At 66.5% G+C, this 23,871-nt stretch carries 24 protein-coding genes; 2 read left to right on the forward strand and 22 right to left on the reverse strand.

Annotated features, from left to right (window positions below; genetic code table 11):
- Window positions 1–15: 15 nt before the first annotated feature.
- Both PSEWESI4_RS19015 and PSEWESI4_RS19020 read right to left on the reverse strand, forming a co-directional pair.
- Complete coding sequence (locus PSEWESI4_RS19015; RefSeq protein ID WP_187672792.1) at window positions 16–1,218, reverse strand: efflux RND transporter periplasmic adaptor subunit; 1,203 nt, start codon at window positions 1,216–1,218, stop codon at window positions 16–18.
- A gap of 118 nt (window positions 1,219–1,336) precedes the next feature.
- On the reverse strand, window positions 1,337–2,494 hold the full coding sequence (locus PSEWESI4_RS19020) for a TolC family protein (protein ID WP_187672793.1): 1,158 nt from the start codon (window positions 2,492–2,494) through the stop codon (window positions 1,337–1,339).
- A 695-nt stretch (window positions 2,495–3,189) separates the two neighbouring features.
- Between PSEWESI4_RS19020 and PSEWESI4_RS19025 the strand changes: the two genes are divergently transcribed.
- Both PSEWESI4_RS19025 and PSEWESI4_RS19030 read left to right on the forward strand, forming a co-directional pair.
- Window positions 3,190–3,864 carry a heavy metal response regulator transcription factor gene (locus PSEWESI4_RS19025; protein WP_187672794.1) on the forward strand — a complete coding sequence of 225 codons (675 nt, stop codon included), beginning with the start codon at window positions 3,190–3,192 and terminating at the stop codon, window positions 3,862–3,864.
- Entirely contained in the window at window positions 3,861–5,306 is a 1,446-nt protein-coding gene (locus PSEWESI4_RS19030; protein WP_187672795.1) for a heavy metal sensor histidine kinase, read from the forward strand. Before PSEWESI4_RS19025 ends, PSEWESI4_RS19030 begins: the two co-directional genes overlap by 4 nt.
- Here the strand turns inward: PSEWESI4_RS19030 and PSEWESI4_RS19035 are convergent.
- From PSEWESI4_RS19035 to PSEWESI4_RS19130, 20 genes are all read right to left on the reverse strand, one after another.
- Window positions 5,278–5,559, reverse strand: coding sequence for a DUF2790 domain-containing protein (locus PSEWESI4_RS19035; protein ID WP_187672796.1), 282 nt, complete (start codon window positions 5,557–5,559; stop codon window positions 5,278–5,280). The genes PSEWESI4_RS19030 and PSEWESI4_RS19035 overlap by 29 nt on opposite strands.
- 140 nt (window positions 5,560–5,699) lie before the next feature.
- Window positions 5,700–6,593 (reverse strand): transporter substrate-binding domain-containing protein, encoded by an 894-nt coding sequence (locus PSEWESI4_RS19040; RefSeq protein WP_187672797.1) that lies wholly within the window; start codon window positions 6,591–6,593, stop codon window positions 5,700–5,702.
- Window positions 6,590–7,351 (reverse strand): amino acid ABC transporter ATP-binding protein, encoded by a 762-nt coding sequence (locus PSEWESI4_RS19045; RefSeq protein WP_187672798.1) that lies wholly within the window; start codon window positions 7,349–7,351, stop codon window positions 6,590–6,592. Before PSEWESI4_RS19045 ends, PSEWESI4_RS19040 begins: the two co-directional genes overlap by 4 nt.
- Window positions 7,348–8,007, reverse strand: coding sequence for an amino acid ABC transporter permease (locus PSEWESI4_RS19050; protein WP_187672799.1), 660 nt, complete (start codon window positions 8,005–8,007; stop codon window positions 7,348–7,350). The genes PSEWESI4_RS19045 and PSEWESI4_RS19050 overlap by 4 nt, the downstream gene beginning before the upstream one ends.
- Window positions 7,988–8,653: an amino acid ABC transporter permease gene (locus PSEWESI4_RS19055; protein WP_187672800.1), complete on the reverse strand. Its 666-nt coding sequence runs from the start codon at window positions 8,651–8,653 to the stop codon at window positions 7,988–7,990. The genes PSEWESI4_RS19050 and PSEWESI4_RS19055 overlap by 20 nt, the downstream gene beginning before the upstream one ends.
- Window positions 8,650–9,867: a threonine synthase gene (locus PSEWESI4_RS19060; protein WP_187672801.1), complete on the reverse strand. Its 1,218-nt coding sequence runs from the start codon at window positions 9,865–9,867 to the stop codon at window positions 8,650–8,652. Before PSEWESI4_RS19060 ends, PSEWESI4_RS19055 begins: the two co-directional genes overlap by 4 nt.
- Window positions 9,868–9,956: 89 nt before the next feature.
- Complete coding sequence (locus tag PSEWESI4_RS19065; RefSeq protein WP_187672802.1) at window positions 9,957–10,823, reverse strand: ABC transporter permease; 867 nt, start codon at window positions 10,821–10,823, stop codon at window positions 9,957–9,959.
- 14 nt (window positions 10,824–10,837) lie between these two features.
- Window positions 10,838–11,695 (reverse strand): ABC transporter ATP-binding protein, encoded by an 858-nt coding sequence (locus tag PSEWESI4_RS19070; protein WP_187672803.1) that lies wholly within the window; start codon window positions 11,693–11,695, stop codon window positions 10,838–10,840.
- A gap of 4 nt (window positions 11,696–11,699) precedes the next feature.
- Window positions 11,700–12,746 carry an ABC transporter substrate-binding protein gene (locus PSEWESI4_RS19075; protein ID WP_187672804.1) on the reverse strand — a complete coding sequence of 349 codons (1,047 nt, stop codon included), beginning with the start codon at window positions 12,744–12,746 and terminating at the stop codon, window positions 11,700–11,702.
- Window positions 12,747–12,787: 41 nt separating this feature from the next.
- Window positions 12,788–13,684 (reverse strand): TauD/TfdA dioxygenase family protein, encoded by an 897-nt coding sequence (locus PSEWESI4_RS19080; protein WP_187672805.1) that lies wholly within the window; start codon window positions 13,682–13,684, stop codon window positions 12,788–12,790.
- A 229-nt stretch (window positions 13,685–13,913) separates the two neighbouring features.
- Entirely contained in the window at window positions 13,914–15,764 is a 1,851-nt protein-coding gene (locus PSEWESI4_RS19085; protein ID WP_187672806.1) for a family 2A encapsulin nanocompartment cargo protein cysteine desulfurase, read from the reverse strand.
- Entirely contained in the window at window positions 15,739–16,671 is a 933-nt protein-coding gene (locus tag PSEWESI4_RS19090) for a family 2A encapsulin nanocompartment shell protein (RefSeq protein WP_187672807.1), read from the reverse strand. Before PSEWESI4_RS19090 ends, PSEWESI4_RS19085 begins: the two co-directional genes overlap by 26 nt.
- A gap of 170 nt (window positions 16,672–16,841) precedes the next feature.
- Window positions 16,842–17,786 (reverse strand): serine O-acetyltransferase EpsC, encoded by a 945-nt coding sequence (gene epsC / locus PSEWESI4_RS19095; RefSeq protein ID WP_187672808.1) that lies wholly within the window; start codon window positions 17,784–17,786, stop codon window positions 16,842–16,844.
- A 208-nt stretch (window positions 17,787–17,994) separates the two neighbouring features.
- Window positions 17,995–18,516 (reverse strand): rhodanese-like domain-containing protein, encoded by a 522-nt coding sequence (locus PSEWESI4_RS19100; protein WP_187672809.1) that lies wholly within the window; start codon window positions 18,514–18,516, stop codon window positions 17,995–17,997.
- Between the two features lie 421 nt (window positions 18,517–18,937).
- On the reverse strand, window positions 18,938–19,216 hold the full coding sequence (locus tag PSEWESI4_RS19105) for a gamma-butyrobetaine hydroxylase-like domain-containing protein (RefSeq protein WP_187672810.1): 279 nt from the start codon (window positions 19,214–19,216) through the stop codon (window positions 18,938–18,940).
- Entirely contained in the window at window positions 19,213–20,181 is a 969-nt protein-coding gene (locus PSEWESI4_RS19110) for a HEAT repeat domain-containing protein (protein WP_187672811.1), read from the reverse strand. The genes PSEWESI4_RS19105 and PSEWESI4_RS19110 overlap by 4 nt, the downstream gene beginning before the upstream one ends.
- A complete protein-coding gene (locus PSEWESI4_RS19115) occupies window positions 20,178–21,035 on the reverse strand; it encodes an ABC transporter ATP-binding protein (RefSeq protein WP_187672812.1) in 858 nt (285 codons plus the stop codon). Before PSEWESI4_RS19115 ends, PSEWESI4_RS19110 begins: the two co-directional genes overlap by 4 nt.
- Window positions 21,035–21,820 (reverse strand): ABC transporter permease, encoded by a 786-nt coding sequence (locus PSEWESI4_RS19120; RefSeq protein ID WP_187672813.1) that lies wholly within the window; start codon window positions 21,818–21,820, stop codon window positions 21,035–21,037. The genes PSEWESI4_RS19115 and PSEWESI4_RS19120 overlap by 1 nt, the downstream gene beginning before the upstream one ends.
- A 149-nt stretch (window positions 21,821–21,969) precedes the next feature.
- Window positions 21,970–23,376, reverse strand: coding sequence for an ABC transporter substrate-binding protein (locus PSEWESI4_RS19125; RefSeq protein ID WP_187672814.1), 1,407 nt, complete (start codon window positions 23,374–23,376; stop codon window positions 21,970–21,972).
- Window positions 23,377–23,583: 207 nt separating this feature from the next.
- Window positions 23,584–23,829: a 4Fe-4S dicluster domain-containing protein gene (locus tag PSEWESI4_RS19130; protein ID WP_187672815.1), complete on the reverse strand. Its 246-nt coding sequence runs from the start codon at window positions 23,827–23,829 to the stop codon at window positions 23,584–23,586.
- Between the last annotated feature and the right edge of the window lie 42 nt (window positions 23,830–23,871).

A 23,871-nucleotide genomic window follows, 5' to 3' on the forward strand; every position in this document is an offset into this window, starting at 1 on the left:
CACTCGCGAGAGGAATCAGTGGGCGTGTTCGGCCGAGGCCTTGCCCAGTTCGGACTTGAGGACGAAGCTGCCGCCGGCCGCGACCACCGTGCCGCTGGCCAGCCCCTGCAGCACTTCGACGTAGCCGTTGCCACGCGCGCCGAGCTGCACCGGGCGGACCTCGAAACCCTCCTTCACGCGGACGAAAACGCTGGGGCGCTCCTCGATCTCCTGGATCGCCCGCTCCGGGACCGCGACCGCCACCGTGCGCGACTCGACGCTGAGCCGGACGTTCACGAACAGGCCGGGTCGCCAGACGCCATCGGGGTTGTCCAGGGCCACGCGGGCGGGCGCCATGCGGGTCTGCGCGCCGAGCAGGCTGCCGACGTAGGCGACGCGGCCCGCGACCCGCATGCCGAGATCGGCCGCCTCGACCTCGACCGGCGTGCCGACCCGGGCGCGCGCCAGGTCGCCGGGCGGCACGCTGAAGGTCGCCCAGACCCGCGACAGGTCGGACAGGGTGAAGGCGTTGCTCGCCTCGCCGACCACCTCGCCCGGTACCAGGTGCTTCTCCACCACCACGCCGTCGAAAGGCGCGCGCAGCTCGTAGCGATTGCCACCCCCGGCAGCGGAGGCGCCGCTGATCGCGCTGACTTTCTGGCGGGCGTTGGCCAGGGCGATCTCCGCCTCCTCCAGGTCCTGGCGGGCCTGCAGGTAGTCCTGCTCGGCGGACACCTTTTCCTGCCACAACTGGCGCTCGCGGTTGAAGGTGGAGCGCGCCAGCTCCAGCCGTCGCTGGGCGGCGGCCAGTTCGCTGCGCTGCTCGGACACCTGCTGGCTGGCGATCACCGCCAGCAGCTCGCCCTGCTTCACCGCCTGGCCGAGCTCCACCCGCACCGATTCGACCACGCCGCTGACGCGCGGCACCATGTGCGCGGTGCGGTCCTCGTCGAAGCCGATCTCGCCGGGCAGCGCGATCGTCGTGTCCAGCGAACGGGGGCCGGCCTCGACCAGCTCGATGCCGGCCGCCTTCACCTGCTCGTCGCTCAGTTCGAGCCTGCCCTCCTCCTCTTCCTCCGCCTCGGAGGCGCCATGGGAATGCTCGGCGTCGTCATGGCCGGCCGGGTCGTCGTGGCTGGACGGTACTTGCAGCTTGCCGCCCGGTAGGAGCAAGGCGACCAGCCCCAGCACGAGCGCCAGAACCACCGCGGCGGTGATGCTTTTCTGCTTCCTGTTCATGATCACTCCGGAAAGAAGGCGCGCACGGTCACGGCCGTGGCGCCGAAGCTCTGTTCATCGGGAACGACGCGTCTCGCGTCATGGGTAGGTCGGCCCCGCCACCCGGCGCGGGCACGCGTTATCGGGACAGGTCGCCGTAGATGCTCTCGAGGCGCCCCCAGGCATCGCTGACCAGTGCCTGGGCCTGCAGGTACTGCACGCGCATGGCGATCAGGGTGCGCTGGGCATCGAGCACTTCGATGAAGCCGAACTTGCCCATCTCGAAACCACGGGTGGCGCGTTCCACCGCCCGCTGCGCGGACGGCAGGATGCTCTGGCGGAAGGCCTCGACTTCCCGCTGCGCCGTGCGCCACTGATCCAGGACCTGCAGGGTTTCCTGGCGCAGGCGCAGTTCGGCGGCGTTGCGCAGGTCGCGGGCCTGCTCGGCGCGGCGCGCCTCGGCAAGGATGTTGCCCTGGTTGCGGTCGAACAGCGGGATCGGCATGGACAGGCCGACGACGTTGACCCGCTCGCGATCCTCGTGGCTGTACTGGCTGCCCAGGGTCACGTCGAGGTCCGGAATGCGCTGGGTCTTCGCCAGCCCCAGGGCGGCTTCGCGCTGGTCGACCTGCACGCGCGCCAGGCGCAGTTCGGGGCTGTCCTCCAGGCGCGCCAGCAGACGCTCGGGCGTCGGCACCGGCGGCGGTTCCCGCTCCGTGCTCACCTGCTCGAAGGCTGGCCGTGCGCTACCCATCAGCAGCGCCAGGCGCTGGTAGGCGCTGGCCCGCTCCATCCGCGCGCGGTCCAGCTCCAGGCTCGTTTCGGCCAACTGGACCTGCGCGCGATCCGCCTCCACCGGCGCCAGCTTGCCCGCCCCGACCCGCTGCTCCGCCACCGCCAGCCCACGTCGGGCCAGCTCCACGGAACGCTCCGCCAGCTCTACCCGCTCCTGCGCACGGAGGGCCGCGTGGAAGGCGCCGATGACTTCGCCGCGCAGGGCATTGCGCTTGATCTCCAGCTCCAGCGTCGCGGCATCCATGCCGCGCTCGGCCAGGTCGATACGCGCGCCACGCTTGCCGCCCAGCTCGATAGGCTGGGTGATGCCCAGGGTGGTGGTGCGGCTGTCGGCACGGGTGTCCTCGACCTCCCACGACAGGCTCGGATTGGGCAGCAGACCGGCCTGCCGGCGCTCGCCCTCGGCGATGCCGAGAGCACGCTCGACGGCGAGCAGCTCGGGATTGCCGGCGAAGGCCGCGCTCAAGGCTTCGTCGATGGCTAGCGACGCTCCCTGCGCCATTGCCGACCGACCGGAAAACAGATCGAGACAGAGCGACAGGCCGAGCGCCAGCGAAAGGCCCCGCCGGCCCGCCCCGAAAAAGACACCAAGACTCCGGTGCAAGGCATACACCTCCGGGATATTCAGGAAGATGGAAAGAGCCTGAAAGTCGATATCTCAGGCAACTATCGGAATACTCATCGGCCGCTCCAGAGAGCTTCCCGTTGCGGGTGCCGAATATAGTTAGCGACCTCTATCCACAAGGTGACCGGATAATTACAAAACTGTCATCCCGGAACATTGTTGAAACTTGCCAGACAATATCCACTCCATTGATAACAGCCGCATCAGGAAACCGCCGGAAACAACGCCAGCGGATAGCTCCGCGTACGCGAGAACGACGACCTTCTCATCGACTCACTGGACACAACCTTTTTGTAAATCAGACACATAACAGCACCTTTCCGATAGCAACGAAATTTTCAGAGTTTTCCTAGATACATCCACATATTCCCTGAAGCATCGTCCGCCACCCGCAAATAAAGACACATGCCACGACCTGAAGGACAGCCCTACCAAACACGAAAAAGCGATTGACCCTGTAGCGACTACAGACATTAGGCTGCCCGCCAACCCCCACTGCTCCGGAAACTAAAAAGCCCAACTACCGGGAACGCTGGAAGCACTCAAATCAATAAAATCCAAGGCAAGCAGATATGCGCATACTTGTTGTTGAAGACGAACCCAAGACCGCCGAATACCTCCAGCAAGGGCTCGGGGAAAGCGGATTCATGGTCGATCACGCCGCCAACGGTATCGATGGCCTCCACCTGGCCTGGCAGAGCACCTATGAGCTGATCATCCTGGACGTGAACCTGCCGGGCATGGATGGCTGGGAGGTGCTGCAGAATCTTCGCAAGCGCTGCGAAGCGCGGGTCATGATGCTCAGCGCACGGGGCCGCCTCGCCGACCGGGTGAAGGGCCTCGACCTGGGCGCGGACGACTACCTGGTCAAGCCGTTCGAATTCCCGGAACTGCTCGCGCGGGTCCGCTCGCTGCTGCGCCGCAGCGAACGAATCCAGGTGGTGGATACGCTGCGGGTGGCCGACCTCGAACTCGACCCGGCGCGGCACCGGGCGTTCCGGGGGACGCAGCGGATCAACCTGACCACCAAGGAATTCGCCCTGCTCCACCTGCTGATGAGCCGCAGCGGCGAGGTGCTGTCGCGCACACAGATCATTTCCCTGGTGTGGGACATGAACTTCGACTGCGACACCAACGTGGTGGAAGTGACCATCCGCAGGCTGCGCGCCAAGATCGACGAGCCGTTCGAGCACAAGCTGATCCACACCCTGCGCGGCGTGGGCTATGTCCTCGAGAACCGCGCATGAGGCCGGGCAGCCTGTCCCTGCGCCTGGGACTGTCGGTGGGAGCGCTCTGCGTCGCCTTGCTGGCATTGCTCGCCCTGCTGGCCCATGCCGCGCTCGGCATCGAGCTCGACACCCGGGCGCGCAAGGGGCTGGAGGAAAAGCTGCAACAGGTCCGCCACGTCCTGGTGACGGACATGGGTTCGAGCACGGAGTCACTGCGTGCCCACATCCTCCGGGACCTGGTGACCAGTCATGGCGACCTGCGCCTGAACGTCCTGCAAGCCCAGGCCGGCGCCGCTCCGCTGCTGGATATCGAATCGGCGGGGCTGTCGGCCACGCTCGACGACATGCCTGTCGACGAGGACGTCCGCTTCCGGGAATGGACCGACACGGCGGGCACACCGCTGCTGACGCTCGCGACCCTCGTCGAGCAGGCATCCGGCGAACGACTGCGCGTCTACCTGACGCTGGATCGCTCCGATGACCATGCCCTGCGCGAATCCTTCCTCGACTCGACGCTGATCAGCCTGCCCTTCCTGCTGCTGCTCATCGGCCTCGGCACCTGGTGGATCGTGCAGCACGGGCTTTTGCCGCTGAATCGTTTCCGCAAGGTTGCTTCGCGGGTCTCGACCGACGACCTCAGCCACCGGATTCCCGTCGAGAAGCTGCCACGGGAACTGGGCGAGGCGGCCAGCGCCATCAACTTCATGCTGAGCCGTCTGGACAGCGGTGTGCAGCAGCTCGCCCAGTTCTCCGACGACCTGGCCCACGAACTGCGCGCGCCGATCAGCAACCTCATGGGCAAGGCCCAGGTCACCCTGTCGCGCGAACGACCGGCGGAAGAGTACAAGGAAGTGCTCATCGCCAGCGTCGAAGAACTCGAACGGATGGCGCGGATGGTCACGGACATGCTGTTCCTCGCCCAGGTCAGCCACCCCCAGGCGCTGATCCCGTTCGAACGACTGGCGATCGACCGGGAAGTCTGGCGGGTGGCCGAACTGTTCGTCACCGCCGCCGAGGAAAAGCGGGTCGGCATCGACATCCAGGGCAGAGGCCGGGTGCTCGGCGACCAGTTGATGGTCCAGCGGGCGATCTCCAACCTGCTGTCCAACGCCATTCGCCATGCCTCGCCGGACAGCGACATCTCGATCCGGATAGAGAATGTCGACGGGAACATCGTCCTCAGCGTGGAAAACCTCGGCCCCGGCATTCCGAAGCAGCACCTGCCGCACCTGTTCGAACGCTTCTACCGGGTGGACAGAAGCCGCTCGCGCACCGAGGGTGGCAGCGGGCTCGGCCTGGCCATCGTCCAGTCGATCATGAGCCTGCACCTGGGCAAGGTGGAGGTCGACAGCCAGCCCGGCGCCCGCACGGTCTTCCGCCTGGTCTTCCCTGGCCCGGAGGAAGCCGCTGCCAACCGGGAGCGCGGTGGGGTCAGCGCCACCGCCCGCGCGTGCAGTTGAGGCCGCCGGAACGGTATTCCAGCACCCGCACCTCGCCCTGGGAGTCCAGGTACTTCATGCGCATCGGCCCCACCTCGCAACGGCCGCCCCGGGGCGAGAATTCCAGCACCTTGGCGATATCCAGCTTCATGCCGTAGCGATACTGCTGGACCTGGTCGCCATCCAGCTCGGCCAGGGACGCAACGCCCTTGGCCATCGCCAGCGGCGATGCGGCCAGCAGCATGGCCAGGGCAAGGATTCCTGAACGCTTCATTTCAACCACCTCGTCTGTAGGTTTCTCCTCGCCCGCACTTTAAGAAGGAGGTCCTAACAGCACGCTGATGGTCGAATGACGATTCTGTCACCCCAACGGGGGACATGGAGGCCACAGGAGCGGCCTCCATTCACGCTGGATCAACCGCGCCAGTCGCCACCCTCGACGATCACCGCGTTCGGGTCGGTATCGTCGGCCAGTTCCTTGCGGACGTACTGGTCGTACAGCTTGAGCAGGAATTTCTCCTCGCCCAGCTTGGCCAGTTCGGTATTGACCCAGTCGCGCAACTCGATGTTGCCCTTCTTCACCGCCGGGGCGATGGGTGCCTCATCACCGAGCTTGTCGGCCAGCACGCGATAGCCGGGGTTCTGCTTGGCCCAACTGAAAAGCACCAGGTTGTCCTGGGCGTAGGCGTCGCCACGACCATTGGCCAGGGCTTGCAGGGACTCGGAGTTCTTCTCGAACTTGAGCAGCTTCCAGTCCGGACGGTTCTGGGTCAGCCAGATGTCGGCGGTAGTGCCGGTGGTGACGATCACGGTCTTGCCAGCCAGATCATCGAGCTTCTCGATACCGCTGTCCTCCCGCACGATGGCCTGCACGGCGACGCGCAGGTTGGGGTTGGTGAAGTCCACGGCCTCGGCTCGCTCCGGGGTGACGGTCATGTTGGCGAGGATCAGGTCGACCTTGTCGCTCTGCAGGAACGGAATGCGGCTGGCCGGCTCGACCACCACGAATTCGACCTTGCCTTCGTCGCCCAGCAGATCCTTGGCGAAGCGCTTGGCGATGTCGGTGTCGAAGCCGACGTAGTTGCCGCCCTCGTCCACGTAGCCGAACGGCGGCTTGTCGCTGAACACGCCGACGATCAGCTTGTCGCGAGCCTTGATCCTGTCCAGGTAGCTTGCGCTGGGCGCCGCCTCGGCCGCCGGAGTCGGCTTGACCTCGTTCGCGGCCTGTTTCGGCGCTTCGGAATTGCCGCACCCGACCAGCAGGCCGGCGGCGAGCAAGGGGAACATCAGGGCAGATCTGAGTTTCATGGTGATTTCCTTTTAGGCATGTTTTCCACGTAGGAGAACTTCTCCAGAAACTGCTGCGCACGTGCGGTTTGCGGCTTGCTGAAAAAAGTTTCGGGGTCGTTCTGTTCGGCGATCACACCGCCGTCCATGAACAGGATTCGGTCGGCCACCGCACGGGCGAAGGCCATTTCGTGGGTGACGATGAGCATGGTCATGCCGGCTTCGGCGAGGCCGAGGATGACCTCCAGCACTTCCTTGACCATTTCCGGGTCGAGGGCCGCGGTGACTTCGTCGAACAGCATCACCTCGGGGTTCATGCACAGCGCACGGACGATGGCAATGCGCTGCTGCTGGCCACCGGAAAGCTCGCGCGGATAGGCGTCGCGCTTGTCCGCCAGGCCGACCCGTTCGAGCAGCGCCTCGGCCTGGACCAGTGCTTCGCCGAAAGCGCGCTTCTGCACCTTGAGCGGGCCGAGCAGGATGTTCTCCAGCACGGTCTTGTGCGGGAACAGGTGGTAGCTCTGGAACACCATGCCGACGCGCTGGCGTACCTCGCGCCAGTCGGTCTTGCCGTTCAGTTCGCGACCGGCGAAGCGCAGGCTGCCGCCCTGCCCCGTCTCCAGGCCGTTGAGGCAGCGCAGCAGGGTGCTCTTGCCACAGCCGCTCGGGCCGAGGATCACCACCACCTCGCCGCGCTCGACGCGCAGGTCCACCGCCTTGAGTACCGGTGTGTCGCCGAAGCGCTTGCTGAATGAGGAGAGTTCGATCAGTGCCGTCATGCGTGACTCCAGCGCCTTTCCAGCACACGTGACGCGGCGGACAGCGGATAACAGAGCAGGAAGAAGAAAATGAACAGGAAGCCGTAGACCAGCACCGATTCGTAGGTGCGCTCGATGATCTGTTGGCCGACCTTGATCACATCCACCACGCCGATCAGCACTGCCAGCGAACTGGTCTTGATGATCCGCGTGTAGACGTTGATGGTCGGCGGCGTGATGCGCTTGAGCGCCTGGGGAAGCAATACCTGGCCGTACAGTCGCGGCGCGTTCAGGCCGATGGCCAGGCCGGCTTCGCGCTGGCCACGGGGCAGCGATTGCAGGCCGCCGCGCACCACCTCGCCGACCTCGCTGGCGCCCCAGAGCGAGAGCACCAGCACCGCGCACCAGAAGCTCGGCACACTGACGCCGGCGAAGATCGGCAGGCCGAAGAAGAACAGGTACAGCCAGACCAGCACCGGGATGGCTCGGAACAGCTCCAGGTAGACCCGCAGCGGCACTTCCAGCCAGCGGCTGCCGAGGTTGCGCAGCACGCCGTAGAGGAGGCCTCCGAGGGTGGCGAAGAGGATCGACGACGCCGAGATGCTCAGCGTCTCCCAGGCACCGCGCGCCAGTTGCGGCGCCGACACCCAGAGCAGTTCAAGACCCGAACTGGCCATGTTGCAGCCTCCGTTCCAGTCTCGCCAGGAGCAGCGACAACGGCAGGAAGATCAGCACGCAGAGCGCCGTCATTACCGCCAGCATTTCGTAGGTCTTGTAGTACAGGGCGATATAGCTCTTGGTCGTGTAGAGGATCTCCGGCACCGCCACCGCCGAAACCACCGTGGTCTCCTTGAGCAGGAAGATGAAGTTGGCGAACAGCGCCGGCAGGCTGAGGATGCCCGCTTGCGGCAGGATCACGTGGCGTAGCAGTTGCCAGCGCGACAGCCCGATGGACAGCCCCGACTCGACCTGCGCCCTGGGCACCGCCTCCACCCCGGCGCGCAGCACCTCGGTGAGGTAGGCGCCGCCCAGGAAGGTCATGGCGATGATCGCCGAGGCGAAACCGGAGATGCGGATACCGATGCTGGGCAGCGCGAAGTAGATGAAGAACAACTGGATCAGCAGCGGCGTGTTGCGTGCCACTTCGACGTAGACCTTCACCAACGGGTGCAACAGCGGCACCCGCAGCACCAGGATCGCCGAGTTGACCAGGGCCACCAGCAACGAAGTGCCGACGGCGATGGCGCCGACCTGCAGGGTCACCCCGACGGCCTTGAGGAAGGCCGGCAGGGTGGACAGTACGAAGTTCCAGTCGAAGCTCATCGCGGCAGCCTGTCGCCCGGTTGCAACAGCGGCACGTCCACCTCGACCGTATCCGGATACTTGATGCCGGCGCCGGTATTGAGGATCACCACCCGCTCTCCCGGCCTGATCCAGCCGCCCTCGCGCAGCTTGCGAGCGGCGGCGTAGAGGGCCGCCCCCTCGGGGCAGACGAAGGCGCCTTCCAGCTCGGCGACCTTGCGTTGCTCGGCCAGCAGCTCGGCGTCGTCCACGGCGATGGCGTATCCCTCGCTCTCGTACAGCGCTTCGAGCACCAGGAAGTCGCCGAGGGCCTTGGGCACGTTGATACCGAAGGCGACTGTCTGCGAATCGGCCCAGAACTCCGAGGCCGCCGCCCTCGCCTCCCAGGCCCTGACGATCGGCGCGCAGCCGCTGGCCTGCACGGCCACCAGGCGCGGCAGCGGCTGGTCGGCGGGAATCCAGCCCAGCTCGCGCAGTTCCTTGAAGGCCTTGTGGATACCGATCAGGCCTACCCCGCCACCGGTGGGATAGAGGATCACCTCGGGCAGCCGCCAGCCGAACTGCTCGGCCAACTCCAGGCCCATGGTCTTCTTGCCTTCGATACGGTACGGCTCCTTGAGCGTCGAGGCGTCGTACAAGCCGCCTTCGGCCACCGCCTGGGCCACCTGCTTGCCGGCATCGGAGATGAGGCCGTTGACCAGATACAGATGGGCACCGGAGATCGCCGTTTCATTGCGGGTGATCAACGGCGCGTCCTCGGGCATCACCACGGTGGCCTCGATGCCGGCGCGCGCGGCATACAGCGACCAGGCGGCGCCAGCGTTGCCATTGGTGGGCATGGCCAGGGCGCGCACGCCCAGTTCCTTGGCCCTGGATACGCCGACCGCCGCGCCACGGGCCTTGAACGAGCCGGTGGGGATGATGCCTTCGTCCTTCAGCCAGAGATCGTCGACGCCCAGCTCGCGGCCGATGCGTGGCGTGCGCAGCAGCGGCGTGAAGCCTTCGCCCAGGCTGACCACGTTGTTCGGATCGAGCACCGGCAACAGTTCGTGATAGCGCCACAGGCTGGCTTCGCGACCGACCAGGTCGGCGGGCCTCCAGTCCCCTTTCAGGGCGTCCAGATCGTAGGCCACCAGCAGCGGCGAGCCGACGGCGCTGAGCTGCTGGATCTGGCCGGCGTCGTAGTGTTCGTGGGTTTTCGGGCAGTACAGATGGGACAGGTAGCTATGGGGCATGACAGGTAACCAAGGTTGAAAGATTCGTAGGAGCCAGCTTGCTGGCGATTCGGCGGCAAGGATCGCCAGCAAGCTGGCTCCTACAGGGACTAGCGCTGCATCCCCCAGCGCTTGACCGTGACCCGCTCCAGGGTGGCGAACACCAGGTTCTCCACCAGCAGGCCGATCAGGATCACCGCGGCCAGGCCGGCGAACACCTTGTCGGTGTACAGCTCGTTGCGGTTCTGGAAGATGTACCAGCCCAGGCCGCCCTTGCCGCTGGAGGCGCCGAACACCAGCTCGGCGGCGATCAACGTGCGCCAGGCGAAGGCCCAGCCGATCTTCAGGCCGGCCAGGATCGACGGCAGTGCCGCCGGGATCAGGATGAACAGCACGAAGCGCAGGCCCTTGAGGCCGTAGTTGCGTCCGGCCATGCGCTGGGTCTCGGAAACCCCGAGGAAACCGGCATAGGTGTTGAGCGCCAGGGCCCAGAGCACCGAATGCACCAGCACGAAGATCAGGCTGTTCTCGCCCAGGCCGAACCACAGCAGAGCCAGGGGTAGCAGCGCGATGGCCGGCAGCGGGTTGAACATCGCCGTCAGGGTCGACAGCAGGTCGCGGCCGAACTGGGTGGACACCGCCAGGGTGGTCAGCAGGAACGCCAGCAGGATGCCGACCAGGTAGCCCTTGACCAGCACTGCCAGGGAGATCGCCACCTTGTCCAGCAGTTCGCCGCTGGACAGCCCCTCGACGAAGGCGCGGGCGGTCTGCAGGAAGCTCGGCAGCAGCAGGTCGTTGGCCTGGTAGCGGGCGACCAGTTCCCAGGCCAGGGCCAGCAACAGCAGGATCAGCGACTTGCGCAGCCAGCCTTGCTGCCAGAGGCGCTGGAACAGCGGTAGCTCGCGCTCCAGTGGCAGGTTGTCCAGTGGCGCGAGGACGACTTCGTATTCCTCGCGGCGAACGCTCGAAGCACTCATGGGGAAATCTCGGCTCAATAGGCGATACGAATGTCCTGGAAATCCAGGTCGAGGGTGGACGGCGCACTGCCGGGCTCGTCGAACAGCAAGCGGTGGATGCGCTGGGCGGTCTGCTGGAAGGCCACGCCACCGAGGCTGTGCAGGTCGAACTGGTGGCTGTTGATCTCTGCCCGCACCCGTCCCGGATGCGGCGACAGCAACAGGATGCGGTTGCCGACGATCAGTGCCTCCTCGATGGAGTGGGTGACGAACAACAGGGTGAAGCGCACCTCGTCCCAGAGCTGCAGCAACTCCTCCTGCATCTTGCGCCGGGTCAGCGCGTCCAGCGCGGCGAAGGGCTCGTCCATCAGCAGGATCTTCGGCTGCATGGCCAGCGCCCGGGCAATCGCCACCCGCGCCTTCATGCCGCCGGACAGGGTGTGCGGGTAGGCGTCCGCGAAAGCCGCCAGGCCGACCTTGTCGAGGTAGTGCAGCGCCCTCTCCTCCGCTTCCCTGCGCTTGAGGGTGCGCGAGGCCAGCAGCGGGAACATGACGTTCTGCCTGACCGTCTTCCACGGCGGCAACTGGTCGAACTCCTGGAACACCACGATGCGATCCGGGCCCGGTTCCCTGACCTGCACCCCGTCGAGGCGGATAACGCCATCGCGCGGGGCGATGAAGCCGGCGACCGCCTTGAGCAGGGTGGACTTGCCGCAGCCGGAAGGACCGAGCAGGACGAAGCGGTCGGCCTGGTCGACCTCGAAGCTCACCTCGTGGGTAGCACGCACCACGCGCTGCGGGGTGCGGTATTCCAGGCTGACCGACTCCACCTGCAGCACCGGCCGCAGGTGGCTGGACGTGCTGGCCGTGTGGCCTTGCAACGGGGCATTCATCGCATCAGCTTCCTTGCAGCGGGTGTTCTTCATCCTGGAAGAAGTAGTCCTGCCAGGAAGCCGGTTTGTTCTTGATCGCGCCGACGCGATGCAGGAAGTCGGCCAGCGGGTAGGTGTTGGTCGGCGTCACGCTGAACTGGATCTGTTCGCTGCCGATGACCTTCAGCAACTCCTCGCGGCTGATCTTGGCGCCGGTGACACGGATATAGGTGTCGGCGGCCGCGCCCTTGTCGTTCTGGGCGAACTCGGCGGCCTCGGCCAGCGCCGCGACGAAGGCCTTGTAGGTCTTCGGGTTCTCCGTGCGGAACTTCTCGGTGGAATACAGCACGGTGGGCGAGTTCGGGCCCAGCAGCTCGTAGGTATCGAGCACCACGTGCACGTCGGGGTTCTCCAGGGCCTGGTTCTGGAACGGCGGGTTGGAGAAGTGCCCGGTCAGCTCGGTGCCGCCCGACTTCAGCGCGGCGGTGGCGTCCGGGTGTGGCAGTGCCACGGTGTACTTGTCGAGGCGGTCGAACTCCTTGTCGCCCCACTGCTTGGCGGCGGCGTACTGGAGGAAGCGCGACTGCACTGAAACGCCGACCGCCGGCACCGCGATACGGTCCTTCTCGGTGAAGTCGGCGATGGTCTTGACCTTGGGATTGTTGCTCACCAGGTAGTACGGGAAGTTACCCAGGGAAGCCACGCCCTTGACGTTCTGCCGGCCATGGGTGCGGTCCCAGACGGTCAGCAGCGGGCCGATGCCGGCGCCGGCGATATCGATGGAGCCGGCCAGCAGCGCGTCGTTCACCGCCGCACCGCCGGACAACTGGTTCCACTCGACCTGGATGTCGAGCCCGTCGACCTTGCCGTGCTTCTCGATCAGTTGCTGGTCGCGCACCACGTTGAGCAGCAGATAGACGATGCCGAACTGCTCGGCGATGCGGATCTGCCCTTCGGCCCGGGCCACGCTCGGCGCGGCCAGGCCGCCGACCAGCAGGCTGACGCTCAGGCCGATGCCGCCGGCCAGGCGGGCGAACTTGGGAATGAAGGGAAAGCGGTTACCTAGAGACATAGCGAGCTCCATGCGGATTCTTGTACGGATGACGGTCAGGGTCAGAACGGGGCATCGCCCTGGATGGTGGTGCGGTACAGCTTGCGGCGCAGATGACCGGGACAGCCTGCGGCGAGGTGGATCAGCGAGCGGTTGTCCCAGAACACCAGGTCGTGCTCCTGCCACCGGTGGCGGTAGATGAACTCGGGGCGCACGCTGTGGGCGAACAGTTCGGCGAGCAACTGGCGGCTCTCGTCCTCCGGCAGTCCCTCGATGCGGGTAGTGAAACCCTCGCTGACGAACAGGCCCTTGCGCCCGGTTTCCGGATGAGTGCGCACCACCGGATGCACCACCTCCTTGACCTCGGCGAGCTGTTGCTCGGTCAGTTTCGGTCGCCAGTCGCCCTCGAACCTGGGCTTGGCGTAGGTGGCGGTATAGGAATGCACCGCGCGACGGCCTTCCACCGCCTTGCGCAATGCTTCGGGCAGGGTCTCCCAGGCCAGGTGCTGGTTGGCGAACAGGGTATCGCCGCCCTCCTCCGGCAGTTCCTGGGCGTGCAGCATGGAGCCCAGGCTGGGCAGTTCCTTGTAGGACAGGTCCGAGTGCCAGAACTTGCCGGCGTCGCCCAGGCCGACCGGCTGGCCGTTCTCGATGATGTTGGAAACGATGAGGATTTCCGGGTGCCCGGCGAGCAGGAACTGCTTGAGCACGTGGATCTGCAATATGCCGAAGCAGCGGCTGAAAGCGATCTGCTGTTCGGGCGTGATGCGCTGGTCACGGAACACCAGCACGTGGTGATCCAGATGAGCCCGGTGGATGCGGGCGAAGTCCGCGTCGCCCAGTGGCCGGCTCAGGTCCAGGCCAAGGACTTCGGCGCCCAGGGCACCGCTGAAAGGCAGGATATCGAAGCGCTGCGGCTCGGCCGCAGGGGCGGAAACAGTCAGGGAAGCCGCTGACATGATCAATCTCCACGCATACTGCACGCTTGTGGCGCGCGTCAGTCAGGAACGGCCGGTGGTTTCCGCGCTCGTTCATTCGTGCGGCGCGCCGATTGATCGGCAGGTACGCATGAATCTAACTTTATAGGTATAAGAAAATAAATTTAAATACCATTTACGAATAAATATATGGCCATTCCCGCACCTCGGCCAAACGTCGGGGCCAGCCGGTCCGGCCCCGACGTCCGCCTCAGTGATGCCGGCCCTTGGCGTGCGCCAGGCGCCGCACCGTGGCCACCAGCAGATCGACCTCCTCGCAAGTGTTGTAGAACGCCAATGATGGCCGCACCGTGGCCTCCAGGCCGAAGCGGCGCAGGATCGGCTGCGCGCAATGGTGCCCGGAACGCACGGCGATGCCCTCGCGGTTCAGCGCCGCGCCGACCTCCTCGGTGCGATAGCCGTCGAGCACGAAGGACAGCACGCCGGCCTTGTGCGCAGCGGTGCCGATCAGCCGCAGGCCGGGAATCGCCTGCAGGCCGCGCGTGGCATAGACCAGCAGGTCATGCTCGTAGGCGGCGATGCGCTCCAGTCCAAGACGCTCGACGTAATCCAGCGCCGCCCCCAGCCCCACCGCGTCGGCGATGTTGCCGGTGCCGGCCTCGAAGCGCGCCGGCGCCGGCTGGTAGAGCGTCTTCTCGAAGGTCACGTCGGCGATCATGTTGCCGCCGCCCTGCCAGGGCGGTAGCTGGTCGAGCAGCTCCTTCTTGCCGTACAGCACGCCGATACCGGTCGGCCCGAAGATCTTGTGCCCGGAGAACACCAGGAAATCGGCATCCAGAGCCTGCACGTTGGTGCGCAGGTGCGGCACCGACTGCGCGCCATCCACCAGCACCCGCGCGCCGACACCACGGGCCAGGGCGATGATCTCGCTCACCGGGGTGATGGTGCCCAGCGCGTTGGAGACCTGGGCGATGGACACCAGCCTGGTGCGCGAACAGAGCAGCCGCGCGTACTCCTCGAGAATGATCTGCCCGCTGTCGTCCACCGGGATGACCCGGATCTTCGCGCCGACCTCGGCCGCCAGTTGCTGCCAGGGCACGATGTTGGCGTGATGCTCCAGGTGGGAAACGATGATCTCGTCGCCCTCGCCGATGAACTGGCGGCCGAAGGTGTTGGCCACCAGGTTGATGGCCTCGGTCGCCCCGCGCACGAAGACGATCTCGTCCGCCGAACGCGCGCCGAGGAAGCGCGCCACCTTGCCGCGCGCGCCCTCGTAGGCGTCGGTCGCCCGCGCCGCCAGTTCATGCGCGGCGCGATGGATGTTGGAGTTCTCGTGCTCGTAGAAGTAGCTGATGCGCTCGATCACCGCTTTCGGCTTGTGGGTCGTCGCGGCGTTGTCCAGCCATACCAGCGGCTTGCCGTTGACCCGTTCCTGGAGGATCGGGAAGTCGCGGCGCACCGCCTGCACGTCGAAAGCGCCCTGGGACTGCGGCTGGCCGGCCGGCTCCCGCGCCTTCTCCAGATGTGGCGCACCGGCCTGGTCGAGGAAGTAGAACTGCCCCCCGGCCGGTCCCGGTTGCGGCCGTGCCGGTTCGGCGGCAGGCTCCGGCTTGCTCAGCACCGACTGCAGCAGTTGCGCCAGCTCGTCGCTGCCCGGCAGCCCGTAGGACTGCGCGTCGACCCGGTTCTCCAGCGGCGGCGCGGCGGCCTCGGCCCTGGCCGGCTCGCGCTGGTAGGCACTGCTTTCGCCGGCGAAGTAGTACGGCGAGGCGGGAGCGCCGGGACTCGGCGAGCCAACGATACTGGCCCCCGGGTACACCTGCGGGATCGCCGCGGTATAGGCCTCGGGCGAGCCGAGATCCAGGCCATCGGCCGTGCCGGCTGGCGGCACGGCCTCCAGCGGCAGCTCGTGCTCCGGCGCGACCGTCGTCGTGGCGGCCTGCTCGGCCGCGTTCGGCAGCGAAGCGGACGCCCCCCCGCCGCCGCCCGGCAGGCTGGCGAAGAACTCGTTGGCCAACTGCGCCAGGGTCGCCACGTCCGGCAGCCCGGCCGGCACGTCCGCGCCGGCCTGGGGGTTACTTGTAAGTGTCCGGATAGTCATGGTACTTGCCGACCTCCACGTCATCGAGCACTGCCAGGGCATCCTCGGTCAGCACTGCCAGCGAGCAGTACAGCGAGATCAGGTAGGAGGCGATGGCGTTACGGTTGATGCCCATGAAGCGCACCGAGAGCCCCGGACTCTGCTCGCCGGCCAGCCCGGGCTGGTACAGGCCGACTACCCCCTGGCGCTTGTCGCCGACGCGCAGCAGGAGAATCTTGGTCTTGCCGTTCTCGTCGAAGGGAATCTTGTCCGAAGGCACCAGCGGCAGGCCGCGCCAGGTGATGAACTGCGAACCGAACAGGCTGACGGTGGGTGGCGGCACGCCGCGGCGGGTGCACTCACGGCCGAAGGCGGCGATGGCCAGCGGGTGGGCGAGGAAGAAGGCCGGCTCCTTCCAGACCTTGGCGATCAGTTCGTCGAGGTCGTCCGGGGTCGGCGCGCCGGTCAGGGTCGAGATGCGCTGGGTCGGGTCGACGCTGGCCAGCAGCCCGTACTCGGGGTTGTTGATCAGCTCGCTTTCCTGGCGTTCCTTGATGGTCTCGATGGTCAGGCGCAACTGCTCGCGGATCTGGTCGTGCGGGCTGCTGTACAGGTCGGAAACCCGGGTATGCACGTCGAGGATGGTGGTCACCGCGTTGAGGAAGTACTCGCGCGGCGCTTCCTCGTAGTCGACGAAGGTCTGCGGCAGCAGCGACTCGTCGCGCTGGGTACAGGCGACCTGCACGTTGAGCGGGTCCTTCACCTTGTTGAGGCGGAAGATACCGGCCTCCACCGGCTGCCATTGCAGCAGGTGGGTGAGCCAGCGCGGGGTGATGGTGGAAAGTTGCGGAACCGTTTTAGTCGCATTCGCCAACTGGCGGGCGGCGCTGTCGCCTAGGGCCAGGCGTACATCCTGATGATCAGCCATGAATCACTCCACAAGATTGAGGTGTCAGGTCACCGACAATGCTCGCGGTCCGCTTCTGGCCCAGGATCGCCCCTACCCCATGCTCGTGCATGGGAACAGCCCTGCGCCACTCGACAGAACGCGAGCTCTGCCTGTGTTCCATGAGCAGGGCCGTAAGGTTTATCTCGCGATTACCCCACGTTGCCTGGCTGGTGTTGCAACGTTGCCTGGCTGACGTTACTGCCCGGAGGCACACTACGGGTCAGCCAGACGTTTCCACCGATGGTGGAACCCTTGCCGATGGTGATGCGCCCGAGGATGGTCGCCCCAGCGTAGATCACCACATCGTCTTCGACGATCGGGTGACGAGGCTGGCCCTTGTGCAACTGGCCGGTCTCGTCGGCGGTGAAGCGTTTCGCCCCCAGGGTCACGGCCTGGTAGATGCGGACCTGATCACCGATGATCGCCGTTTCACCGATCACCACGCCTGTACCGTGATCGATGAAGAAACTCTTGCCGATCCGCGCGCCGGGGTGGATGTCGATCCCGGTGGTCGAGTGGGCCAGTTCCGAGATGATCCTCGCCACCAGCGGCAGGCCGGCGTTGTACAGGTGATGCGCCAGGCGGTGATGGATCACCGCGACGATCCCCGGGTAACACAACAGCACTTCGTCGACGCTGCGCGCCGCCGGATCACCATGGAACGCCGCCAGCACATCGGTATCGAGCAACTGGCGAAGCTGCGGCAAGGCGTGGGCGAAGTCCTGGACGATCTGCACCGCCTTCTCGTGAACGTCCGCCTCGACCTCCCCCCGCTGCCGAGCCGTGTAGCGCAACTCCAGGCGCGCCTGGATCAGCAGGGCGTTCAGCGCCGCATCCAGGGTATGCCCGACGAAGAAATCCTCGCTCTCCTCACGCAAGTCGTTCGGCCCCAGGCGCATGGGAAACAACGCGCTGGACAGCCGCTCGACGATGTCCTCGATGGAGCTGCGCGAGGGCAGCTCACGTCCCCCCAGCTCGCGAAGCCGTCCCGTCCGGCTCCGCCATTCGCTTCGTGCCGAACGCAGCTCCTCGACTATCCGACCCAGTTTCCAATTCACGGGGCTGCTCTCGGCCTGCCTGTTCACATCGTTCATCTGATTCCAACCCGGCTTTGCCTCGCGCCCCACGACACCACCTCCTTCGGGAACGAGGCGCGCGGAGAAGGACACGGAAGTTTGGGGATAGCACCAAACGCGGCCGGCTTCAGTTATTTCAGACTAATCTAGCCAGCTTGCCTTTGGTTATATCTATTGCTTTTAGTGCCCCTGCACACGATAGGGGCAAGTTATATGGACAAGGAAATCAATCTTGAACCCAGGGCAGGCCCCAATGCCGCCAGCCGCCGCTCTCGCCGCGCTGCTGCTGGGCATCGAGATCGCCTTCAAAGCCTTCCAGGACATTGAACACCTGGCTGAAACCGGCGGCGGTGGCAGCCTCGGCGGCGGCGGCGGACCGCTTGCCGCTGCGGCACAATAGCACCAGCACCGCATCGCGGCCGCCCTTGTTCTCCAGCTCGCGGAGGAAGCGCGGGTTCTTGATCAGCGCCGGGCCGGTCTGCCAGGCCACGTGCTGGCTGTCCGGCACCCGGCCGACGAACTTCAGCTCCTCGGCGGTGCGCACGTCCACCAGCGTCACCGCACCGGCCTGGAGCAGCGCCCAGGCTTCCGGCGGATAGAGGCTGCCGGCGTAAGGGGTGCCGCTCTCGACGCCGCGGGCCCGGCCGCGAGCGAGCAGCGTCTCGGGATCGGTCGCCAGGACAGCGGGAAGATCGGAGGGACGGAGGGTGTCTTCGACGCCAGACGAAGCGGGGGCGGCAGCAGGCATTGTGTGTCCTCTAGTTGGCTAGTCGGTTGGGATCCGGTCGGGCCTGGCAGGTGATCCGCCGGGCCACGTTGAGGGCTACTCTATGCCTGCCTCATATACCTAAAAAATAATTTGTTCTTTTATTTACAAAACTTTCAGGAATATGAGATTGCGTGCCCCCGGATTGCATCCGGGCTACGGACCTCCTACATGAAAAGCCGATAAAAGCGTTGAAGGCCGGACGAAAAAACAGCCCGCTCTTGTAGGGTGCGCCGTGCGCACCGTTTACCCCGGCGCGAGCAGAGTGCTTCGCCGGAAACAAGAGGTGTTGGCCCCGGATCGGTGCGCACGGCGCTCCCTACGTTGGACTCCCGCGTGCGTGGGAGTGACGGGGGATAGCCGAACCATCATCCCCGCGAACGCGGGGACCCAGAAACAGCCCCTACGCAAGCTCGCGCAGATAACCCCAGGGGTAGATACCGCGCTCGTGGCCATCGTCGAACGACAGTTGCACGCCATAGCCCTGCGGGACCATCTCCCTCAGCCGAACACCCTCGCCCACCACATCGATATGCCCCCGTAACCGTGCGGCGCGGCACTGCGCGCAAGGGCAGGCGGCACGCAGGCGGGCGTGGCTGAGTTGCTGGCGGGCACCGTCCGGCCACTCGATGCGCAACTCGCCGGCTGCGCGGACGTTGCGCAGGGCGCTCGGCGCATTCATCGCGCGATGCCCTGTACCTGGGCGATGGCGATGCGCACGGCCTTGCGCACCTCCGGGTCGCCATCCTGCTCCGCTGCCTGCAATGCCGGCAGCGCGTCCGGGTCGGCCAGTTCGCCGAGGGCCAGGGCGGCTTCCTTGCGCAGGTTGCTGATGGCATGGCCGAGCAGTTCCACCAGCGCCGGCAGCGCGGCGGCGAAGCGCAGCCTGCCGAGAGCGCGGGCGGCGCGCAGGCGTACCTGCCAGTAGTTGTCGGCCAGCGCCTCGACCAGCACCGGGCCGGCCTCGGCCAGGCCCAGCTTGCCGAGGGTGGTGGCGGCTTCCTCGCGCACCTGCCATTCGCGGTCGCGCAGGGCCGCCCGCAGCGCCGGCAACACGGCGGTGTCGCTGGCCAGGCCGAGCGCGCCGGTGGCGGCGCGGCGCACTTCGGTGTCCGGGTCGTCACTGGCCAGGCGGGCCAGGGCCGGCAAGGCGTCGAGTTGCCGGAGCCAGCCGAGAATGCCCACCGCTTCGCGGCGCACGAAGGCATCCGTATCATCCAGCGCCCGCCGGGCAAGCGGTGCGGCGTCCGCCAGGCGCAGCTCGCGCAGGGCACGCAGCGCGCTGGCGCGGACGAAGGCATCGGGATGTTCGGCCCAGGGCAGGATCACCCCGCCCGCCTCGGCGCTCTTCAGCTCGCTGAGGCTCTGCGCGGCGGCACCACGCACGCTCTCGTCGGCATCGGCCAGGGCGGCGCACAGGGCGCTCACCACTTCGGGTTCCTCCCAGGCCTCCAGCAGGCGCGCGGCCTCGCCGCGTACTTCCGGCGCCGGGTCGCTGCGCAAGGCTCGCACCAGCCAGGGCAAGCCGTCGGGGTCTTCCAGGTCGGCCAGCTCGATCAGGGCGATACGCCGCACGCCGGCATCGGGGTCGTCGAGGCGCGATTGCAGGTCGAGGATGTCCGGGTTGTCGCAAGTCAGGTCGGTCATAGGGCGATTCGCAAGGGCGGGTGGTCGGTGGTGGGCAGGCCGAGCGGGGTCAGGCGCGGCAGTTCGCGGCCTTCCTCGTGGCGCAGCAGTTCCAGGCAATGGCGCTTGAGGCGGACGAACTCGGGACGGGTCAGCAACTCGGCGTGGCGCGGACGCGGGAAGTCCAGGCGCAGGTCCTCGATGAAGCGGCCGGGACGCGGGCTCATCACCAGGATGCGGTCGGCGAGGAACAGCGCCTCGTCGATGTCGTGGGTGACGAACACCACGGTGGTGCGGATGCGCGCCCAGATGTCCAGCAGCAGCTCCTGCATGCGCGCGCGGGTCTGCGCGTCGAGGGCGCCGAACGGCTCGTCCATCAGCAACAGGCGCGGCCGGTTGATCAGTACACGAGCGATCTCGGCACGTTGCTGCATGCCGCCGGAAAGCTGGTCGGGCCAGCGTCCGGCGAAGTCGCGCAGGCCGACCAGCCCCAGGAACTCGTCGGCCTGGCGGCGCCGCTCGGCCTTGCCCAGGCCCTGCATCTTCAGGCCGAAGGCGACGTTGTCGAGCACGCTGCGCCAGGGCAGCAGGGTGTGATGCTGGAACACCATGCCGCGCTCCGGCGACGGGCCGTCCACCGCCCGGCCATCGACCCGCAGGCTGCCGGCGCTGGGCTTCAGGTGGCCGGCCAGGGCGCCGAGCAGGGTCGACTTGCCGCAGCCGGAGGGGCCGAGGATGCACACGAACTCGCCCGGCTCGATGGCGAAGCTGAGCTGCTGCACGGCCTCGAAGGCGTGCTCGCCCTCCCCCAGGCGGATGGACAGCCGCTCGATGTCGATGCGGCCGGGCTCGACGCTTCTTTCATAGACGCTCATCAGGCTTTCCCCTTGACGCGATACCAGGGCGTGACCAGGCCACCGAGGTGCCTGACCAGCCCGCTGCTGCCCATGCCGAGCAGGCCGATCAGCAGCATGCCGACGACGATGTCCGGGTAGTTCTGCAAGGTGTAGGACTCCCAGGTGTAGTAGCCGATGCCGAACTGCCCGGAGATCATCTCGGCGGTGACCAGGCAGAACCAGGAGGTGCCCATGCCGATGGCCAGCCCGGTGACGATGCTCGGCGCGGCGCCGGGCAGCACCACTTCGCGGAGGATCGCCAGGCGCCCGGCGCCCAGGCTGCGCGCCGAGGCGACCAGGCGGCGGTCGACGCCCTCCACGCCGTGGATGGTGTTGAGCAGGACCGGGAACAGCGCGCCGGTGAAGGTGATGAAGATCATCGACAGCTCCGACGAGGGGAACATCAGGATGGCCAGCGGAATCCAGGCCACCGCTGGGATCGGCCGCAACACTTCGAGCGGCGGCAGCAGGCTGTCCTCGGCCCATTTCGAGCGGCCGATGGCCAGGCCCAGCAGCACGCCGACCAGGGCGGCGGCGAGGTAGCCGGCGAATACCCGGCCGAGGCTGCTGCCGAGGTGCGGCAACAGCTTGCTGGATTGCAGCAACTGCCAGGCGGCCTCCAGCACCGCGCCGGGCGTCGGCACGTAGGTGAAGGTGAACAGGCCGAAGTCCAGGCGCAGGCTGGCCGCCAGTTGCCAGAACAGCAGGCAGGCGAGCAGCGAGGCGAGGCGCAGGGGCCAGTGGTGTAGTGCGAAGTGGTTCATGAGGCTCTCCAAACCGTAGCCCTCTCCCCCGGCCCCTCTCCCGTAAACGGGAGAGGGGTGACTCGCGCCGGATACGCCGTGCACGGACGGCTCCCTCTCCTATTTATGGAGGCACGCCTAGTGGAGAGGGTTGGGGAGAGGGAAAACCGTCAGCGACTAGCCACCAGCGTCTGGTTGGCACTGACGAAATCCAGCGCCGTTCCACCATTGCGCTGGGCATAGGCCTCGGCCTGCTCCTTGAGCAGGAAGGCGCTCAGTTCGCCCTTGTCATTGCGCACGAACCACGCCTGGTTGGCCAGCAGCTTGATGCCGCTGTCGGCGGCCTGGGCGTAGATGGCGCGGATGTCCTTGCCCTCCTCTTCCAACTGGGCCAGGGCACTCAAGGCCGCCTCGGGCGAGGCGTAGTGGCGCACCTTGTCCTCGCCGCGCACCCAGATCTGCGCCAGGCGCTTGAAGTCGGTGATCGGCTGGCCGGACGCGGCATCGTTGGCTTGCAGCGGCAGTTGCGCATAGTTGGCCAGCGCCTGGTCGTAGTCCTGCCCGGACTGCTGGAAGGCGGCGCGGATGTACTGGTCGTCGATGAACTGGTCGACGTCCAGGCCACGGTCGGTCTTCTTCAGCAGCTTGAGGGTGTCGATGGAGGTGGCCACTGCCTGGCGGTACTCGGGTTTCCAGGTGTGGTCGCGGGTTTGCAGGCCGAGCGGGCCATGGAACAGGTAGTTCACCTCGGCCTCGATGCCGGCGACCTTCTCGATCAGTTCGCTGTACTTCTCGGGCTCGGCGGCGAACAGGCGGTCGGCCTCGATGCTGGCGCGCAGGTAGGCGGTGACGATCTCCGGGTATTTCTTCGCATAGGCGGCATCGACCAGGGCGCCGTGGAAGGTCGGCGCGTTGGCCTGGGAGCCGTCGTAGATCTTGCGGGCGAAGCCACGGTTGGGGAACAGCTCGGCGAACGGCACGAAGTCGGCATGCGCTTCGATGCGGTTGCTGCGCAGCGCGGAGCCGGCGATTTCCGGCGCCTGGGCGATGATCCGCACGTCTTTCTCCGGGTCCCAGCCTTGCGCCGCGATGGCGCGCAGCAGCATGCCGTGGGCGGTGGAGGCGAACGGCACGGAAATGGTCTTGCCCTTGAGCTGTTCCAGCGACTGCACCGGGGAAGACGCCGGCACCACGATGCCGTTGCCGCTGCCCCGGGTGCTGCCCGACAGCACGGTGATGAACAGGCTCTGCTTGCCGGCGTCGCGGAAGGCCACGCCGTTGAACGAGCCGGGGAAGTCGGCCATGGCGCCGAAGTCCAGCTTACCGGCGACCATTTCGTTGGTCAGCGGCGCGCCGCTGGTGAAGTTCTTCCACTCGACCTTGTACTGGGCATCCTTGTACTTGCCGTCCTTCGGCAGGTACTTGTCGAGCAGGCCCAGCTCGCGGATCAGCAGGCCGCCGGTGGCGCAGTTGATGGTGGTGTCCTGGGTGCCGATGGCGATGCGGATGGTCTCGGCCTGGGCATGGATGGAGCCGATGGCCAGCGCGAGGCCGGCAAGTGTCGTGCGCAAGTGCATGGGTATTTCCCCTCGAATCATGAGTATTGGAATCGTCTCCGCCACGCGGTCCGGGTGGTGGGAAACGAGGGGTCTTTCATCAGGCGTCCGGTGGTTGGCCGGATGGCGGTCTTGCTTCTTCGACACCCTCTGTAGCCCGGATGAAATCCGGGAGCATGGGTGCAAGTATTCCCCGGATTGCATCCGGGCTACGGTTGCGATGGAGGCTCAACGCAGCAGGTAGGGAATCTCCACCTTCACCGCGCCGGTCGGGCAGTCCTTTTCGCAGGGCATGCAGTACCAGCATTCGTCGAAGGCCATGTAGGCCTTCTGGGTCGCCGGGTTGATCGCCAGCAGGTCCATCGGGCAGACCTCGACGCACACGGTGCAGCCCTTGTGGGCGATGCACTTGTCCTCGTCGACGGTCACCGGCGCGCTGCTGCGGAAGAAGATTTCCTGGGGCTGGTAGGCCATGTCACGGTTCCTCATGTTTTTTATTGGGTTCCCGCGAACGCG

The organism is Zestomonas carbonaria (assembly GCF_904061905.1).
Lineage (GTDB): Bacteria > Pseudomonadota > Gammaproteobacteria > Pseudomonadales > Pseudomonadaceae > Aquipseudomonas > Aquipseudomonas carbonaria.

Bases quoted from the DNA above. Each gene is read 5' to 3' on its own strand.
- PSEWESI4_RS19015 (WP_187672792.1), bottom strand. From the start codon at position 1,218: ATGAACAGGAAGCAGAAAAGCATCACCGCCGCGGTGGTTCTGGCGCTC.
- PSEWESI4_RS19020 (WP_187672793.1), bottom strand. From the start codon at position 2,494: ATGGCGCAGGGAGCGTCGCTAGCCATCGACGAAGCCTTGAGCGCGGCC.
- PSEWESI4_RS19025 (WP_187672794.1), top strand. From the start codon at position 3,190: ATGCGCATACTTGTTGTTGAAGACGAACCCAAGACCGCCGAATACCTC.
- PSEWESI4_RS19030 (WP_187672795.1), top strand. From the start codon at position 3,861: ATGAGGCCGGGCAGCCTGTCCCTGCGCCTGGGACTGTCGGTGGGAGCG.
- PSEWESI4_RS19035 (WP_187672796.1), bottom strand. From the start codon at position 5,559: ATGAAGCGTTCAGGAATCCTTGCCCTGGCCATGCTGCTGGCCGCATCG.
- PSEWESI4_RS19040 (WP_187672797.1), bottom strand. From the start codon at position 6,593: ATGAAACTCAGATCTGCCCTGATGTTCCCCTTGCTCGCCGCCGGCCTG.
- PSEWESI4_RS19045 (WP_187672798.1), bottom strand. From the start codon at position 7,351: ATGACGGCACTGATCGAACTCTCCTCATTCAGCAAGCGCTTCGGCGAC.
- PSEWESI4_RS19050 (WP_187672799.1), bottom strand. From the start codon at position 8,007: ATGGCCAGTTCGGGTCTTGAACTGCTCTGGGTGTCGGCGCCGCAACTG.
- PSEWESI4_RS19055 (WP_187672800.1), bottom strand. From the start codon at position 8,653: ATGAGCTTCGACTGGAACTTCGTACTGTCCACCCTGCCGGCCTTCCTC.
- PSEWESI4_RS19060 (WP_187672801.1), bottom strand. From the start codon at position 9,867: ATGCCCCATAGCTACCTGTCCCATCTGTACTGCCCGAAAACCCACGAA.
- PSEWESI4_RS19065 (WP_187672802.1), bottom strand. From the start codon at position 10,823: ATGAGTGCTTCGAGCGTTCGCCGCGAGGAATACGAAGTCGTCCTCGCG.
- PSEWESI4_RS19070 (WP_187672803.1), bottom strand. From the start codon at position 11,695: ATGAATGCCCCGTTGCAAGGCCACACGGCCAGCACGTCCAGCCACCTG.
- PSEWESI4_RS19075 (WP_187672804.1), bottom strand. From the start codon at position 12,746: ATGTCTCTAGGTAACCGCTTTCCCTTCATTCCCAAGTTCGCCCGCCTG.
- PSEWESI4_RS19080 (WP_187672805.1), bottom strand. From the start codon at position 13,684: ATGTCAGCGGCTTCCCTGACTGTTTCCGCCCCTGCGGCCGAGCCGCAG.
- PSEWESI4_RS19085 (WP_187672806.1), bottom strand. From the start codon at position 15,764: ATGACTATCCGGACACTTACAAGTAACCCCCAGGCCGGCGCGGACGTG.
- PSEWESI4_RS19090 (WP_187672807.1), bottom strand. From the start codon at position 16,671: ATGGCTGATCATCAGGATGTACGCCTGGCCCTAGGCGACAGCGCCGCC.
- epsC (WP_187672808.1), bottom strand. From the start codon at position 17,786: ATGAACGATGTGAACAGGCAGGCCGAGAGCAGCCCCGTGAATTGGAAA.
- PSEWESI4_RS19100 (WP_187672809.1), bottom strand. From the start codon at position 18,516: ATGCCTGCTGCCGCCCCCGCTTCGTCTGGCGTCGAAGACACCCTCCGT.
- PSEWESI4_RS19105 (WP_187672810.1), bottom strand. From the start codon at position 19,216: ATGAATGCGCCGAGCGCCCTGCGCAACGTCCGCGCAGCCGGCGAGTTG.
- PSEWESI4_RS19110 (WP_187672811.1), bottom strand. From the start codon at position 20,181: ATGACCGACCTGACTTGCGACAACCCGGACATCCTCGACCTGCAATCG.
- PSEWESI4_RS19115 (WP_187672812.1), bottom strand. From the start codon at position 21,035: ATGAGCGTCTATGAAAGAAGCGTCGAGCCCGGCCGCATCGACATCGAG.
- PSEWESI4_RS19120 (WP_187672813.1), bottom strand. From the start codon at position 21,820: ATGAACCACTTCGCACTACACCACTGGCCCCTGCGCCTCGCCTCGCTG.
- PSEWESI4_RS19125 (WP_187672814.1), bottom strand. From the start codon at position 23,376: ATGCACTTGCGCACGACACTTGCCGGCCTCGCGCTGGCCATCGGCTCC.
- PSEWESI4_RS19130 (WP_187672815.1), bottom strand. From the start codon at position 23,829: ATGGCCTACCAGCCCCAGGAAATCTTCTTCCGCAGCAGCGCGCCGGTG.